Source organism: Clostridium sp. ATCC 25772 (assembly GCF_001573875.1).
Classification (GTDB): domain Bacteria; phylum Bacillota; class Clostridia; order Clostridiales; family Clostridiaceae; genus Clostridium_J; species Clostridium_J senegalense.
Genome location: NZ_LFRG01000026.1, coordinates 34817 through 52505, shown reverse-complemented (window position 1 = coordinate 52505; position 17689 = coordinate 34817). Strand labels below are relative to the sequence as shown.

11 protein-coding genes are annotated in these 17689 nt (G+C 27.3%); 1 reads left to right on the top strand and 10 read right to left on the bottom strand.

Features of this window, described 5'->3' with window-relative positions; translation table 11 throughout:
- The coding region (locus AZI32_RS10820; RefSeq protein ID WP_206406636.1) for a transposase at positions 1-558 on the bottom strand (558 nt) is incomplete at its 3' end.
- 536 nt (positions 559-1094) lie between these two features.
- On the opposite strand from AZI32_RS10820, the gene AZI32_RS10815 reads away from it, so the two are divergent.
- Positions 1095-1784, top strand: coding sequence for a hypothetical protein (locus AZI32_RS10815; RefSeq protein ID WP_061995854.1), 690 nt, complete (start codon positions 1095-1097; stop codon positions 1782-1784).
- Positions 1785-1843: 59 nt separating this feature from the next.
- On the opposite strand, the gene AZI32_RS10810 is transcribed toward AZI32_RS10815, so the two are convergent.
- From AZI32_RS10810 to AZI32_RS10770, 9 genes are all read right to left on the bottom strand, one after another.
- Positions 1844-2563, bottom strand: a complete 720-nt coding sequence (locus AZI32_RS10810) for a hypothetical protein (protein ID WP_061995853.1) — start codon at positions 2561-2563, stop codon at positions 1844-1846.
- A gap of 360 nt (positions 2564-2923) precedes the next feature.
- Positions 2924-3892, bottom strand: coding sequence for a TIM barrel protein (locus AZI32_RS10805; RefSeq protein ID WP_061995852.1), 969 nt, complete (start codon positions 3890-3892; stop codon positions 2924-2926).
- Positions 3893-4056: 164 nt separating this feature from the next.
- Positions 4057-5208, bottom strand: coding sequence for an adenosylcobinamide amidohydrolase (locus AZI32_RS10800; RefSeq protein ID WP_061995851.1), 1152 nt, complete (start codon positions 5206-5208; stop codon positions 4057-4059).
- 31 nt (positions 5209-5239) lie between these two features.
- Positions 5240-8992 (bottom strand): cobaltochelatase subunit CobN, encoded by a 3753-nt coding sequence (locus AZI32_RS10795; RefSeq protein WP_061995850.1) that lies wholly within the window; start codon positions 8990-8992, stop codon positions 5240-5242.
- Between the two features lie 44 nt (positions 8993-9036).
- Positions 9037-12786 (bottom strand): magnesium chelatase subunit H, encoded by a 3750-nt coding sequence (gene bchH / locus AZI32_RS10790; RefSeq protein WP_061995849.1) that lies wholly within the window; start codon positions 12784-12786, stop codon positions 9037-9039.
- A gap of 26 nt (positions 12787-12812) precedes the next feature.
- The gene (locus AZI32_RS10785) at positions 12813-13610 is read right to left on the bottom strand and encodes an ABC transporter ATP-binding protein (protein ID WP_061995848.1); all 798 of its coding nucleotides are present in this window, start codon (positions 13608-13610) and stop codon (positions 12813-12815) included.
- Between the two features lie 29 nt (positions 13611-13639).
- Complete coding sequence (locus AZI32_RS10780) at positions 13640-14653, bottom strand: iron ABC transporter permease (RefSeq protein WP_061995847.1); 1014 nt, start codon at positions 14651-14653, stop codon at positions 13640-13642.
- A complete protein-coding gene (locus AZI32_RS10775; protein ID WP_061995846.1) occupies positions 14643-15692 on the bottom strand; it encodes an ABC transporter substrate-binding protein in 1050 nt (349 codons plus the stop codon). The genes AZI32_RS10780 and AZI32_RS10775 overlap by 11 nt, the downstream gene beginning before the upstream one ends.
- A gap of 38 nt (positions 15693-15730) precedes the next feature.
- A complete protein-coding gene (locus AZI32_RS10770) occupies positions 15731-17686 on the bottom strand; it encodes a magnesium chelatase subunit D family protein (protein ID WP_061995845.1) in 1956 nt (651 codons plus the stop codon).
- Positions 17687-17689 lie beyond the last annotated feature (3 nt).

The following is a 17689-nucleotide window of genomic DNA, read 5'->3' as shown; positions in this document are numbered from 1 at the left end:
TTCAATATTCATAGTATCATTAAATAATTTTACATAGTCTTTTACAGCAAAATATTTAAATTTGTTTAGTATGCTTAATATAAATTCGCTATCCACTACTTTAAATTCATCCATACCTCCTGTATAGGATTTTATACTTGAAAATCTATAAGTTTCTGGAGTATTTCTATAACCTATAATGTCTTTTGGATTTCTATGAATATATAGTGATGCTGCTATTAGATATCCATCACCTTCTATTATGGTACTTTCAAATCTTTCTTTGTATAATGTTCCATTTGATCTTTTTTTCTTATTATAATAAAATGTATATCTCTCTTTTATACTTTTCATAATAACTGAGATATCACCACCATATGAATCCACTATAAGATGAACATGCGTATCCATTAAACAGTAAGCATATATCTTAAATTTATATTTTTCCATGCTTTTTGATACTTTGTCCATAAACATTTCTTTATCATAATTATCTTCAAACAAAGGTTTTGCTTTGCATCCTCTTATTCTTACATGATATATTGCATTTTCTGCTTTGACTCTTGCCTGTCTAGCCAAAATAAAATCCCTCCTAAAATGATTGTCTTTATATAAAGCTTTGACAGTATATAAATAATTAATCATTTCATCCTATGTGTTCCTATAATAAAACATTGCCATTATTAATTTAAAATTAAACTTTTTTCAAAAACCTATTAAGTTTATGCTTTTACCACTCGTAAAAGTAAAGGTAACCCTTTTTATATTCATGAATTAAAATTATCTATTTAAAAACTTTAATACCCAAAGAGTGATATAAACTTGTACGTGTCTAAATTAAATACTACATTATGAATAAAAATATTTTTAAGTTGTTAAATAAATTTAATTTGAATTTTACATCCCCATAGTACTACAGTTAAATATTGATTTTGTTTCATTTCTTTTGTTTTCAACATTTTTCATCAATGAACTTTTCTAAAATTTATACTTTTTCATATTTTCAATATAAGCATTAAAAATATTTCAAATATTTCTTTACTTTTTATGTTTTATATGTTAATATTTACACGTTGTTACATTTTACAACATTATTCTTAAGGGGGATTTATTTAATGAAAAAATTTAAAAGCTTAATTTTAGCTAGTGCTGCAATTGCACTATTTACTTTTACTGGATGTTCTTCTAATGGAGAAGCTACAAAAAATGAGGACGCTGTTAAAACTGTAGCACCTATGGAAGCCAGCTTCGATGTTCAAGATTATGATGGAACAAAATTTACTGCATCAATACCAGCTAATTGGAAAGTAGATGAAACTATAGCGGCTCCTCTTGTTGCATTTTTAAATGTTGATGAGGCATCTGACGCTTTTACGCCTAATTGTAACATTAACATCTTAGATGTTCCTAAAGGCGCTCTTGATAATACTGATATGGATGAATACATCAAAACTATAAAAGAGGGATTTGAATCTCAACCAAAATCTGGCTTTACTGTAACTAATTCAGAAGTTATAGACCTTCCAACTGGAAAAGGTGCTTTAATAGAGTTAGATTGCAATGTTTCAGCAGAATCATTTGAAGCTCTAGAAGCTAGTGGCATGGTAGATAAAAGCTTATTAGAAAAATTTAAAACTAATGGCAGCTTAGATGAGTTAAACGAAGCACTTAGTAGCAAACAAATTCAAATTCATATACCACAAGGTGACAAAATAGCTATAATGGCATATTCTTTCAATACAGACAGTACTGCAAATAATAAAGAGTTAAGTACATACATAGCTCATCATATAAAAGTAAAATAATACAGAAAAACAAAAGAGTTTATTGATTTTATTCAATAGACTCTTTTATTATCATGAACTCATATTTTTTTCTTTTTAATTAAATATATTATTATCATGAAAATAACTAACACCCCTATAGATAATGAAACATACACATTAGGAGTCTCTTTTATAAGTAACTCTATGTTTTCCTTTTCTATACCATCTTCACTACTATTTGCATTTATAAATGTTACATCTCGTGAAGAATCATATACTAATCTTCCATTACAATATAATTTATTTTTATCTATTTTGAATTCTGTTTGATTTCCATTGCTATTTACAAAAATTTTTATGGCAATAGCATCTTGTTTTAAACTATAATCTCCTTTTATTGAAAGTACATTTAAATTTTTATAATTATCTGAATCAACATGATATAAACCATTTACAACTTCAAAGTTTTCATTTTGTTTTTTATTAACAGATGCTAAAACATAATCTCCATTTCTTATTTTACTCTCTTCTAATTTATTTTCGCAAAATAAATTATAAACTTTTACATTCTCGATTTTTACTTCTCCTCTTAATGGTATTTGTTGTACTTTTGCTGAACTCATATCTTTAGAACTACTTATTTGATTCTTTACCTTAACAGTTATAGTATCATCTTCCATTTTAGTTACTTGTCCAATAATAATTCCTTGCTGATTATTATGCATTAAATTATATATTTCATCAGAAGCAAAAACTTTTGAATTATAAAAAAATACTATAATAATACTACAAAGAATTAAATTAATTTTTTTTATCATAATACACCTCACACTCACCGTAATTCTTATAAATTTTAAATTTAAATTTAAAATTACGCTTATTATTACCCAGGAAATTCCATATGTTATATTAAAAATTTTACTTTGATTTTTTTCTTATTAATAAATAATTCAATTATAAATAAAAAATTCCTTTTTATTACATAATTTAATTTTGCATAACAAATAAACTATATAACTAGTTATAATCCTAGGTATATAGTTTTATAAATTTAACCTATTAATTTATGCATAAAGTTTTTGTAAATAACTAACTGAATAACTATTTAAAGTTATAATTATCATTTTTCGTAACAGTAAATTCCTTAAATAATTTCAAATACCAACTATGAGCATATATTATTCTAAAACTTTATTTTGAATTTTTATATAATTATCTAATTCATCTAAAGATCTAGTTATAAACTCATATGTTAGATATTTTAAATTCAACTTATCTATTACATCTTTTATATCTTTGCAATTAAAAGGTTTATGTTGATCTATTTTTATTATATGATTATGTATTTCTTTAAACATTTCATCTATAGTAAACTCCACATTATTAGAAGCCTTTTTTATTTTTTCCTTTACATAACTACCACTTTCTGAATAATTAAGGTGCATTCCTTTTATAAACTCTCTGGATTTTTTAAGATTATTTAATACTTCCTTTATGTAACTTATAGACTGATCCATATTCTTTATATTTTTATTAGTATTTAATAAATGACCCGTATCTAACAATATTCCTTTTTTATTATATTTTATACTTTCAATAAAATTATAAGTTAATTCATCGTCTAAAAGTGTAAGGCCTGGCCACCATAAATTTTCAAACAAAACTTCTATATTAGTATTTAACCCTTTAAAAATTTCATTTACAAGTTCAGCAGTAGCATCTAAAACCTCTTTATCATTATATTTAAATTTATAATTATAGCTTGATTTTAGCTCTACATGTGATACATGAAACACAACATATTTAGCTCCTATTTCATCTGCTATCTCTATTTCTTTTTTATATTTTTCAACTAGTATATCTTTATTTAGTCCACCATAGTACATCTTAATTGTATCTTCATCTTTAAATTGCTCTTTTAAGCTATCCATATTCCCTTTCCAAAAATCAATCCATATAGGATAATAAGATAAATGTACTCCATTTATTAATCTTTTAGGTATAACGTTATCATCCCACTTATTAACGCCCAAAAGTTCAATTCCTTCTAGCTTATTATTTTCCAAGAATTTTTCTATTTTTTTAAAGTCCCCATCATGTCTTGCTAAATCATATTTATAAGTGGACATACTCATTGATTTTATCATTTTTCACCCCCAAATTTAATCTTATTTAATATTTGTTATTTTATAAAATTTTTCACACTAATAATTTTAAACTACATTTATGTAAATGTGTATTAATATTTAAATAAAAATGGCTTACATATTAATAAAAGCCATTCTTATTTACTTTTTAACTTTTATGATATTTATATAAATATATTTTTATTATCTTCTCCACAAATAATGGCTATAATAAGTACAAATTTATCTATAAGATTTAATATTATTGTCTCTTTACAGTCATTATCATTTATTTTTATATCACCGTGACCAATTAACGGATTATCTATATTATAAAGTCCACATATTCTTTCTAATATAAATCTACATTCTTTCACAACTTCATTTTCTGATAAGAGTTCCCAATCTAACTGATCTATAAGATGTGCATATACAGAAGTTAATGTCACCAAATCATTTTCTCTTTCTATTGTATGAATGTTATGAATGAACCCATGTTTTAAAAGTGGATTTTCTATTTTTTTATGTAAAGAAATTTTCTCATACTTTTCCCAAATGACCTCTTCATTTATATTAAATCTTTTCATACGTTGTAAAAAACTATGTTGGCTCTCACCACTTAATCCAGTTTGTTTATATAAAGCTTCTTTTACTGCATTTTTAACTGACTTGCCTATTAACTCACCAAGTTTAAAATGTTTTCCTGCATTAGTAAGTTTATTTTCTAAATTAGAATTACAAATAATAATTGTACCATCAGTTCCCGAACCAGTTGCAAGTCCTCTTGAATAATTGCTACCTGCCATTAATTCTTGTATTGCTGCAGTTTTAGCCTCTGTACAAGTTACCATAGCTCTTGTAAGTGCTCCTTCAGTTAATTCTTTATTTATAACTAAAATTATATTTATAGTTCCAAGTTTTATCATTTCTGATTTATTATTTTTTTCGTGATAATAGGCAGGATCCCCAACCCTTCCACCATTTACTTCAATACCTCCAGTTACTATAGCAGTAACAATTAAATCCTCAAAATTCTCAGTTTTTATAGATACATTTTCCATTGATGCTGCTGTAGAAATTCCTGTTGTGTATTGTGAATCCAAACCTAGTTCCTGTGCAATAACTCCCATATGCTCCTCATATGTTGGAGCCTTCATTTTACAAGCTATTCCTGCACCTGGATTTCCATCATTATTAAATACATATTTTAAATTTTCTTTATATCCACCATTTAATGGTCCTGTGCTTAATACCTTTCTTTCATCTTTTAAAACAACAACTATACTTTTTTTATATTTATGTACTTCATCACCTGTTGCTAATTTAAATATCATCATAAAAATTCCTCCACTTATCTATTGTTTCTAATTATATAAAAATTTTATTAATATCTTTTAAATTATTACTCCAGCTTTCAATATCATCACTATTTAAAATTTCGATTTCTCCACCTTGAATTTCCCCTTTAGAGTTTTCTGATAGTTCTTCCATATCACCTTCTATTTTAATATAGCTTTTTCTTAGTTTATCTAAAGTTTCTTTATCTGCATTCCATTTTTTTCTCTCATAAAGTTCTAAAAATCGTCGTCCTATTTCTTCTAATGCAAATTTATTATTTTCATTAAACCATTTAATCATCTTTTCATCATTAATATATAAATCCACCAATTTATCAATATCTTTATCATCAATATTTTGCGAAAGACACTGCCAATCAAACACACTTTGAATTCTTCTCATAAATTCTGCTGCGCCTATATACCCATCCTTCTTTACATTTTCTTTCCATAAAGGATTAAAGAACGTTTCATTCATAGTTTTTTTAATCTCTTCACTTAACGTAGATATTTTAATATTATCCTTATTTTCTGATTTTCCATAATACTGTCTCACTTCTTTTTTATTAAGAAGTTTTTTAACTACATTAAATCCTCCTTGTACAGAAGCTGCAAATCCACACGATAAGAGATCATATCTCTTTGAAATAGTAGTATCATAAGAAATATCTGATTCTTTAATATTTTCAACAAATTCATTTTGTGCCATGCACCCATTCAACTTTTCACCATAAGCATGAGAAGAAAAATATACAAATATATTTCCTATATCTTTTTCATTTTTCCATGCACTAGCCTTTAAGGCAAGATCAACTCTAGCACCATAAGTTCCAGGTTTATCTCCAAATACTCTTATAGTTGATCGTCTTTTTATATCGCAATTTTCATTTAATGCTTTAAGTGCATTTGCAATCTGAAAAGTATTTTTTTTAACAAAATTATTCTCAAAACTTTCATTAAGTGATGATGCAATAATTACACCTTTATCTATAAGATTTACTGCATCAGGATAAGAATCTCTAAGTACTCCAGAAATTCTTACCGTTACATCAATTCTTGGTCGCTTAAGGCTTTCTAATGATATAGGTTTTAAATCAACTACTTTTCCATTTTCATTCCATACTGGAGTTATACCCATCAAATATAAAATCTGTGATAATTGTTCTCCTTTTGTCATAGATATATCTGTAGATATCATATTCATAGCTACTTTTTCAGGCAGTTTACCTTCATCCTCAATATATTTTTCTATAAGCTTGTCCGCTAATTGGCATCCTATTTTATATGATTCCCTTGTAGGAACTTTCTCGCAATCCATCAAATAAAAATTTCTTCCTGTAGGAAGTATATTTTTCAAATCTTCCCAAGGCATTCCAGAAAGTCCAGGCTCTACAAACTTTCCATCTAAAGCTAAAACTAAATTTCCAATCTCATGTTCTATTAATTGTAATTTGTCATAAACCTCAATAATTTCATGTCTTAAATCATTTAATATATTTTTTTCAATATAATTATACTTTGAGGCTAAATCATTATTATTAGTAATACATTTAAATATCAATTCCATCATTGTTACATTATAAATGTATTCATTTTTACATAAGTCCTTAATTGCTTTAGCATTCTTACTATTATTACTAATATATTCATTAATAAAAGATACACTTTCTTTTAAATTTGCTACTTTCCCTAAAACATGAAGTTTTTGTAATTTACTATTACTTATTGACTGCATTAAATAATCTTTTAATTTATTTAATCCATGAATAAATATATATTCTGAAGTTAAAATTTCCTTCGCACCTTCTATTTTATCTATTTCTATTAATAATTTTTCTTCTAACAATTCCTTCTGATTATTATTAACAAATTCCGCTTCTATATACTCTCCTATTAAGTTTATTATTTTAAAACTTTCAATATCTCCACCAATACAAGAAGGAAGATAATCAATTATAACTGCATTATTTCTTCTTTTTGCTATGGTACCTTCTGTTCCTAAGCCTGCATTATATACATATATATTAGGACTTGTACCAAGAACAACATCTGGATAGCATTTATTAGATAATGCATTAGTTTTCCCAGGTAAATATTCAAGACTTCCACCAGTCCCTACATGAATTATGGCATTTGCTTTCATTATTTTTTCAACATACTTATAAGTTGCTATATATTGATGTGGTGGTGGACATTTAGGATCATGAAGTATTTTGCAGACTTCTCCTGTGCACTTAGCACCATAACATCCTCTTTTAGGTTGTACCATAACCGTTACATTCTTAAATTTAATTCCAGTTATAATTAGCTTTTCTTTAAAAACCATACCTTGACCTGGAGGTTTTCCCCATGTATCTTCAATTTCTTTTATAACATTTCCATCTAAATCATTGTAAAATTCAAAATATCCACAACTATTTTTTAAAGGCATTTCATATATTACTCCACCAGCTTCTATAATATCTTCTACAGAAGTCCACCTAAAATCTTGATAGGCCTTTCTCTCCATTATCATTTTATGAAGCATTTCTCCGTTTTCAGGTATGTCTTCAATATAATATCCATTTTTCTTAAGTTCTTTTAATATATTTACAACAGTTTGAAAAACATCTAAACCTGCACCTAATCCAATAGTTGCTTCAACACCAGAGCATGGAGCATTATGAATAAATAATGCAATTTTTTTTTGCTTATTTTCAGTATGTCTTAATTCAATCCATTTTAAAACTCTACTTGTAAATCTATCTATTCTTTCCTTAATAGGCTCATTTACTCCTTTTTTATTTCTACATCCTATAATAATCGGCTCTGTCATTCCCATCATTTCAGGACTAGTAAAAGCCCAAGGAATCTCCATTGAAACACCGCCTATATTTTCTCTCCAAGTTTCTTCATCTTGAAAATTACTTATGATAGGCCTAAAAGTAGGTATATTCATATGTTTAAAATTTTCAACAGCATTATTAAATATGTTTTTATTTTCGCCATTTCCTAAAGTAGCAACCATTTGAAGATTTACTAGCCCATCTATTATTAAATTACCATCAATAGAAAAATAATTTTTAATAATACTACTAAAATTCTTCATTTCACTTTTATTTTCTGTAGAAGCATAACTAAATACCGTTATAACTTTAAACCCTAATTCCTCAAAAGATTTTATTAATGCATTTTCTACTTTAGTATTATTATTATTCCAATTATGCCTATGAGTTAAAATCCCTATCCACTTGTAATCAGCTATATTTCCTTTTTTTACATACCATTTTGCATAATCTTTAAATGATTTAAATATTTTTTCTGTATCCTTATGAAAAATACCATCAAAAGGTACTTGCTCTGGCTCGGCAATGAATTTCTTGCAATATTGCTTTTCACTTAAAGAGAGATTTAAAAAATTATATGCTATATAATAAAGAGCATTAATAAAATTTTTTATCCCTCCATAAGTAAAATAAGTAACAATTTTAATTGCATTATTTAAATCTATGTTAAAAAAATTTTCTTCTATGATTTCTGCTCCAATAGGTATTAAAGGAACTTCTTCTATTTCTTTTTTAAATTTAGTGAAATATTGATTTATTTTTTCATCTGCAGTTATATTACTTAACATTACAGCACTTGCATTATTTTTAATAAAATTAATGGTTTCATCTGTTTCATCATTAGCTATTTTATTTTTATTCCAAAATATTATATCTATAAATTCTATATTTTCAGATGCCTTTTTAAATTGATTTTTTATAAATTCTCCACCTATTACTACAATGGTTCTTTTGTTCACATTAACTCCCCTCCTAAAGTATCCTTTGTATTTTCTTTAAATAATTATTCTTGCATATTTTCTATATTACCTTCTAACTCTAAATATACATCTCTTAATTTTTCCATTTGACCTGTACTTACTTTCCAATATCCTCTTTTTTCATACTCCATCATCCATTCAACTATAGTCATATACGCATATGGATTGTTTTTTTCTAATCTTTTTCTTAAATTTTCATCTTCAACATATCTGTCGTATAAATCATTATATATCCATTGCTCTACACTGTTAGTAGTTGCTGCCAAACCTAGTATATTTTCAAACCTATCAGCTATCTTTTGAGCACCATGATATTTATGCTCTAACATACCATCAATCCACTTAGGATTTAAAACCCTAGTTCTTATTCCTCTATTTATAGATTTATCCACAGTTTCAGTCTCTACATTTTCTCCTGTTGTATCACTTATATACATAGCTGGCATTGATTTTTTAACCATATTAATAGCTTTAGAAAGTCCTCCAAAAAATTCATAATAATGATCTAAATCTGTTATTTCATATTCATGGTTACTTCTAAGTTGAGACACTACATCTACAGATTTTAAGTTGTTTTTATATAAATCTTTTATTTCTTTTCCTCTAAAATTTTTACTATAAACATATCTTAAACTATCTATAAAATTTTCTCCTATATCATCTTCATCTTCCCAGGCCTTTGTTTCTACTAATTTAGTTACACCTGTACCATACTGTGCCTCTTTAGGTCCAAATATTCTAGATATAGAAAGTTCTTTTGCATTTTCTTCATCTAATCCATTTTTCCTTAAATTTTCATATATAATCTTTGAGTTCTTTTTAAAATAATTTTCTTCAACGATTTCATCTAAACTAGATATTCTCTCAAATATATCATTTAAATCTTTCATTAAATTAGGAAACATATCTCTAAAAAATCCACACATATTTATAGTTACATCAATCCTTGGTCTTTTTAAATCTTCAATTGGTATTATTTCATAAGAATGTTCAAAAGAATTACTAGTTTTCACAGGTTTAACTCCTAGGTAATATAGTATTTGACCTATAGTTTCTCCACCTGTTCTAGACGTTTCAAGCCCCCAAAGTATTACTGCTGTACTTAATGGGTATTTTTTATTTTCTTTATAATATAGTTCTATAGTTTTTTTTGCTATAATAGCTCCTCTTTTATAAGCGGTTTCTGTAGGTACCAGTGTTGAATCAAATTGATATAAATTATATCCTGATGGCAATATTTCAGGATTTCTAATTATATCTCCAGCTAAATTCGCATTTAAATATTTTCCTTTTAATCCTCTAAGTAGTCCATGTATTTCAAAATTACTTTTAATATTTAAGCTAATTACAGCTCCATATTCTATAGATTTAGTTATATCTTTTATAGTAGATTTTTTTAATTTTTTATTACATTTATTTAAAAAATTTAAATTTCCACATTTTTTATAAGTATCTAAAAGCCATTGCACTTCTTTATCTAATTTAATTAAAACTTCCGTAGAATTTTCATTTAATAAACTATCATAATCTAACCCTTTATTTTCACAGAAGATTCTTCTTAAAGATTTTATATTTTCTCTATCATATCTAAGAATAAATTTAATATAATTAACTAATTCTTCTTGGTTATATCCTTCTCCAAATATATGCAATCCTTTAGGTATTAAGGAACGATTCATTCTATAAAGTTCTTTTTCTAATTCGTCTAGAGTTTGAAATTTCATATTAGCAACTTTTGCTTTTCCTTTAATACTTTTTAGCACTTCACTACATCTTTTCGGATCTAATTGCTTACACTGATGATATTCTTCAATATCCTTTTGAATAGACAAATATTTTTCATAAAGATTTCCCTCTATAAAAGATGGTGGGCTATAACTTATAATAACAGCATTACTTCTTCTTTTAGCTATCATAGCTTCTGCTGGATTCCCTATGTAATATAAATATAAATGAGGTATATCATAAATCATCATATCTGAAAAACAATCTTTTGACATACCACATTCTTTTCCCTTTAAGAATTCTATAGTTCCATGAGTTCCAACGTGTACAATTACATCTGCCTTAAATTCTTCTTTAATCCATTTATAAAATGCTATATATTGATGATGTGGAAAATATGATTTGTCATGATAAACCTTATCTATATTTTCATGAATTCCTCTAGATGGTTGAAGTCCTATAAAAACATTTTTATTTATTATTCCTGGTATTAGAAAATCCTCTTCTGCAGTCATAACATTTCCAGGCGTTTCACCCCAAGTTTTAATCATATCTTCATAAAGCTTTATTTTTTTAATATCTTTTTTATATTTCTTAGAATTATACTTTATTATTTTATTAATATTTTCTTCTGATATCCATTTTCCGGAATTAACTATTTTACCTGAAAACCGCTCTATTAAATTTTCACTTTTTAAGCTTTCTGTGTCATAACCTTCATTTTTTAATATGTTTAATATATTTTCTACGGATTTAAAAGTATCTAAAAAAGCTCCTCCAAATAAATTATCTTCACCAGGAGGATAATTGTAACATATTAAAGCAACTTTCTTATTGTTATTAGGTTTTTCTCTAAGTTTAAGCCAACCTTTTATTCTACTTATAAGTTTTTCTAATCTATCTTCTATTATTGTTAGTTCGTTTAACTCTATGTTAAATTCTTCATTTTTTTCATTACATTTCATTGCACCAATAGGATAAGTCTCAACAGCTCCATCTAATTCAGGAAGCATTATTGATATTAAAAACTCAGTTGAACTTATTCCTTGATTGCTTTCTATCCATTCATCTACTGTTCTTTTAGTCATAAAAAAAGGATGTAATAACGGGGCTTCTATACTGTTTAAAACATCTAAAGCTTTTTTAGCATCTCCTCCCATTGGCCCTGCACCTAATCTAAAGTTCATAAAATTTAATATTAAATCTACCTTTTTACCACAAGCATCTTCTAGCATATTTTTTAGTTTATTCATATCTAAGTTCAAAATACTAGAAAATGCTATAGGTACAACATTAGCAAATTCTCTTATTCTTCTTGCAACTTCTTCAATACAATGAGATGTTTTACAAGGATAACTATGACCATAAAAAATCAAAGCAACTGTAGGAAATTCTTTTTTAAAACCATATTTCTTTACATATTCATTATAATTCTGGAAAAATTCCATAGTTTCTATATTACATATACTTATATTTTCTCTTTTCAATGGTTCTATTGGTTTTTGTAATTCCTTATGGTTTCCATAATCTCTTAATAATAAAAGTATTAAGTTTTTCATATCCTCAAAAGTAGCATTATTCCAATATGTTTTTATATTTATATAGTTTTTCATATGATTTAACTTTCCAAAGGGCATAATTTTTCCCATGGTTTTTGTTATATCTATCATTTTTTCTATGGATTTTTCATCTATATTTTTGCTGCTTTCTTTATTCTTATTCATCTGAATATTTTTTGAAGTTAAACTTCCAAGTTTCAAATATTCTCTACCTTGTCTACCTATAACAATTACTTCACCCTTTGCTTTTTTTAGTGAATCACACACAGCCACAACATTTTTTTCATAACTTCCCATCAAATCTATTATTGTTACATCAGAGTCTTCTATATCTACTATCATAGTTTGTAAATTTTCTTTTTTCATAGGCTTAGACACATAATATAATTTTAAATTTAATATATTATTATAATTCTTATTAATATACTTAGAGACACTTATAAGTTCTTTAAATACACTTGTAGAAACAGAAACAATAGTAACCTTCAAAATCTACGCCCCCTTCGCTAAACTATTTATATATTTAATTTACTAAAAACTTCTTTAGGATATATAATTGGCTTTTTTGTGTCTTTATCTTCATTTATATACGCTTTTAACCTAAATACTTCTTTAAGCATATTATCATTTATAATCTTAGACGGACTTCCTTTTTCGTATAAATATCCATTTTTAATAACAATAAGCTCATGTGAATATTTACATGCTTGATTTATATCATGAAGTACCATAACTATGGTTATTTTTTCTTTTTCATTTAAACTTTTAATAAGATCTAAAAGTTCAAGCTGATAACTTATATCTAAGTAAGTAGTAGGTTCATCTAAAATAAGAATTGATGGTTTTTGAGCTATAGCCATTGCAATCCATGCCCTTTGCCTTTCACCACCTGATAAAGTAATGACTTTTCTATTTTTCATTTCATTAAGTCCTGTCCTACTTATTGCCCAATTTATTATTTCTTCATCTTCTTTTGTAAATCCTGAAAAAAATTTTTTATGTGCATACCTACCATAAGATACCAATTCCTTTATAGAAACATCATCTGGACACACATTGTTTTGTGAAAGCGTTGCCATAATTCTTGCTAAATTTTTATTTTTAAATTTATACACATCTTTTCCATTTAATAAAATCTTACCTTCATTTGGTTTTAAATTTCTACTTATAGTCTTGAGAAGAGTAGTTTTCCCACATCCATTAGGGCCTATTATAGATACTATTTTTCCACTTTCTATATTAAAATTTATCCCTTTTAATACTTCTTTTTCTCCATAACTAACTTTCAAATTTTCTACCCTTAAAACATTCACAATATCACCTTATTAATATTTTTTAATTTTTATCTTTGTCTTCTTAATAAATATAAGAAAAACGGTGCTCCTAAAAGAGCCATTATTATTCCCACTGGTATTTCTATTGGTGCAAAAATAGTTCTTCCTAAAGTATCACAAAACACAACTATAGCCGCTCCTAAAAATGCTGATCCAGGAATTAAATACTTATAGTTGCTTCCTAATATGAGTCTTACTGTATGGGGAATTACAAGCCCTACAAAAGATAGAAGCCCTACAACAGACACAGCACTAGCTGCAAGCATTGCTGCTATAACAACAAGTTCAAATCTTACAAATTCCACATTAATTCCCAATCCTCGTGCTGCATCATCACCTAAAACTAGTATGTTCAATCTTTCTGCCATTAAAAATGCAAGTATTATACCTACTATTGTATAAGGTAAGATCATATACACTTGAGGCCAACTTTTTGCAGACAATCCACCATTCATAAACATTATAGCTCCATGAACTCTTTCACTAAAAAACACCATAAGTGCAGATATACCTGCTCCTAATACTGCTGATACTGCTACCCCAGCCAATACTACCCTCATTGGCTGTATACCATTTTTCCATGCCAGTATATACACCATAATTGCTGCTATCATTGCTCCTAAAAATGCTACTGGTGGAACTAAATATTGATACTGTGGGAAAAGTATTAATATAATTATACCTGTAAGTCCAGCTCCAGAAGATATACCTATTATCCCTGGATCTGCTAGTGGGTTTCTCATTACGCCTTGTAATATAGCTCCAGAAATAGATAAATTAATTCCTACTAATATTCCTACAATAGTTCTTGGAATTCTAACATTCCATATTACAAGCCACTGTGGGTCTAAATTATTAGGACATTTTAGTATACCTATTATACTTTTTATAGATATATCCATAGAACCATATATGTTTCCTACTACAAATGCAGCTATACTTAGTCCCAAAAAAATCATTATCATAAATACTTTATAAAAATTACTATTGTTTTCTTTAATAGTTTTTAAACTATTTTTCATTTAACTCACCATAAATTTCTGGGTATACTCCTTTAGCCATAAATTCTATTCCATCTACAAAATTTTCTCCTGCATTATATAAAAAATATTTTTGTGGTAAATATACTATTTTATTTTCTTTAACTGCTTTTAAATTTTTCCATACAGGATCACTTCCTAGTTGCTTTTCTATTACTTCTTTAGCCATTTCATCAGATTTCACCATACTAGTTACTAAAATAACATCTGGATCTTCCTTCACTATTTCTTCAATACTAAATGGAATAGCTTCATCTCCCATTTTCTCTGGTTTTTTTCCTGATGCTATATTATTTAATTTTAATATTTCTGCAACATTTCCAGCTATACTATTTTCAAGTTTTACTGATATATCATTAGATGTAGCATATAATATAACTATTTTTTTAGACTGTTTTGGAAGTTTTTTTACTATTTTATTTTTTTCTTTATTCATATTATCTATAATTGCTTCTGCCTTATCTTCATTTCCAACTATTCTTCCCATTATTTTTAAATTTTCTAATACTTCATCATAAGTTTTCATTTGTAAAACCAAAACTGGTATATTACTTTCTTTTAGTGTAGGCACTAGCTTATTTTGTATTCCAAACTGAGCAATTACTAAATCTGGTTTAAGTGAAATTAGTTTTTCCACATCTGGATTATAAACCTTACCTATTGTTGGAAGATTTTCAGCTTCCTTTGGTGCAGGACTTCCTTTAGATAAGTTAGGAGTACAAATAGATTCTCCTCCTACTGCATATAAACTTCCTAAGAAAGTTGATGATGCTGCTGCTAATTTTTTAGGTTTTTCTTGTAATGTAACTTCATTTCCCATCATATCCTTTATAACAATAGGGTATCCTTTACCTTCAGATATAGTAACATTACCTTTTGACCCTATATCCTTATCCTTTACATCTTGTGACATAGTTGATTTAGTCTTATTTTCCATCTTATTATCATTTTTATTGACACCACATCCAGTTAGACCAATGGATAACACCATTATTAGCGCTAGTATTTGTACCTTTTTCATCCCCTCATTTTCCCCCTTTTATACCTTTAACTCTTATTTTAAACACATTCCCTTATAGCACCTGCTATTCCTCCTGCTTCTAAATCTTCTATCTTATAATATTCTGCATCCATAGCCTGTGCAATTTCTTTAGCCAAACCTAACTTTATAAAATCCTGCTCTGTGTCTATAACTATAGTTTGTATTCCTTCCTTAGAAATTATATTTGCCATATTTATAGCCTCTTTAAAAGGATCTCCTTCGTTTTTTGAAGAATTTGCCCTTCCATCAGATACAAGGACCATAACTGGAACCATATCAGGATCTTTCTTTTTATGTGCTTTTAAAATTTCATATCCTTTAGAAAGCCCTGATGCTAATGGAGTTTTTCCTCCTGTAGGTAATGTTTTAAGACTTTTTTCTGCAAGTTCTACACTTCTAGTAATTCCTAGTAAAACCTCAGCCTCTTTTTTTCTAAAAGCTATCATACCTACTTTGTCCCTCTTTTGATATGCATCTGTAAGAAGAGAAACTATAGCACCTTTAACTGCAGTCATTCTCTTTTTTGCTCCCATAGAACCGCTAGCATCAACAATAAACATTATAGTGCTTCCTGTTCGTTTTTCTCTTACCTTTTCTCTAAAATCATTTTTATTTATAGCAACAGCAAGTCCATGTTTTTCTCTTACTTTCTGATATGGTGCTGCTGCTCTAAGAGTAGCGTCAAAAGCTATATCTTTTGACTTTTCCTTTGGAAGTGTATATCTTATGTATCTTCCCTGAACTAAGTCTGTTTTTGTTCTACTTCTTTTCCCACTACCTCTACGTTTTTTTCTATCCATAGTATGAATATTTAAAGATTTTGCTGTAAATATTCTTCCAATATCGTCTACAACATCATTTTCACTGCTATTTTCCTTATCTTTCTTTTCTTCATTTTCTAAACTTTCTTTATCATTACTTGTATCTTTATCACTATTATCTTCTTCCTTTTCGTTAAAATCCTGTGATTCAGCATCATTCTCAGTCTCTGTCTCCTCTTTACTATCCCCTTGATTATTCTCATCTTCATTTTTTTCTAAATTATCATCATCCACGTCTTGGCTTTCATCATCCATTTCTTGGTCTTCATCATAATTTTCCTGTGGCTCATCTTTAGGTGGAGTGTCTCTCATCCTATGTGGAAGAGCTAATTTAGCCGCCTCTTTAATATCATTAACAGTTATATTTTTTCTATTTTCATAAGCTGCAATAGCTTTTGCAGTTTCTATAATTACAAGTTCTGCTCTATGTCCAGAACAATTTGCCTTTTCAGAAAATTCTACCGCAAGCTTCATTACATTTTCTGAAATCTCAACTTTTTTCAAGCATTCTTTTCCTTTTAAAATTTTAAGTAAAATTTTCTTAGATTCATCTTTCCATTCATTTATATATTCAATTGGATTTTCTTCATATCTTAATCTTCTTCTAATTATCTCTTTTCTTTCTATTACATTGTTACTACCCTTAACATCTAAATATAATCCAAACCTATCTAAAAATTGAGATCTTAAGTTTCCTTCCTCAGGATTCATAGTTCCAACTAAAACAAATTCCGACTTGTGTCTATAAGATATTCCTTCTCTTTCAACAGTATTTATACCTAATGAAGATACTTCTAAAAGACAATTAACTATATGTTCACTTAAAAGATTAACTTCATCTATATATAAAATATTTTTATGTGCTTTTTTTAATATTCCTGGCTGAAAATTTCTTTCACCTTTAGTTATAGCTTCTTCTATGTCAATGGTTCCAACTAACCTATCCTCTGTTATATTTAATGGTAAATTAACAACTTTCATACCTTGCATAAGTTGAGCCAGCCCTCTTACAACCGTTGACTTTGCTGTACCTTTTTCTCCACTTATTAAAACCCCACCTATAGATGGATTTATTATATTTAAAATAAGAGCCTTTTTAACTTCATCTTGTCCGATAACTGCCGCAAAAGGATATACGCTATTTTCTATCATCTA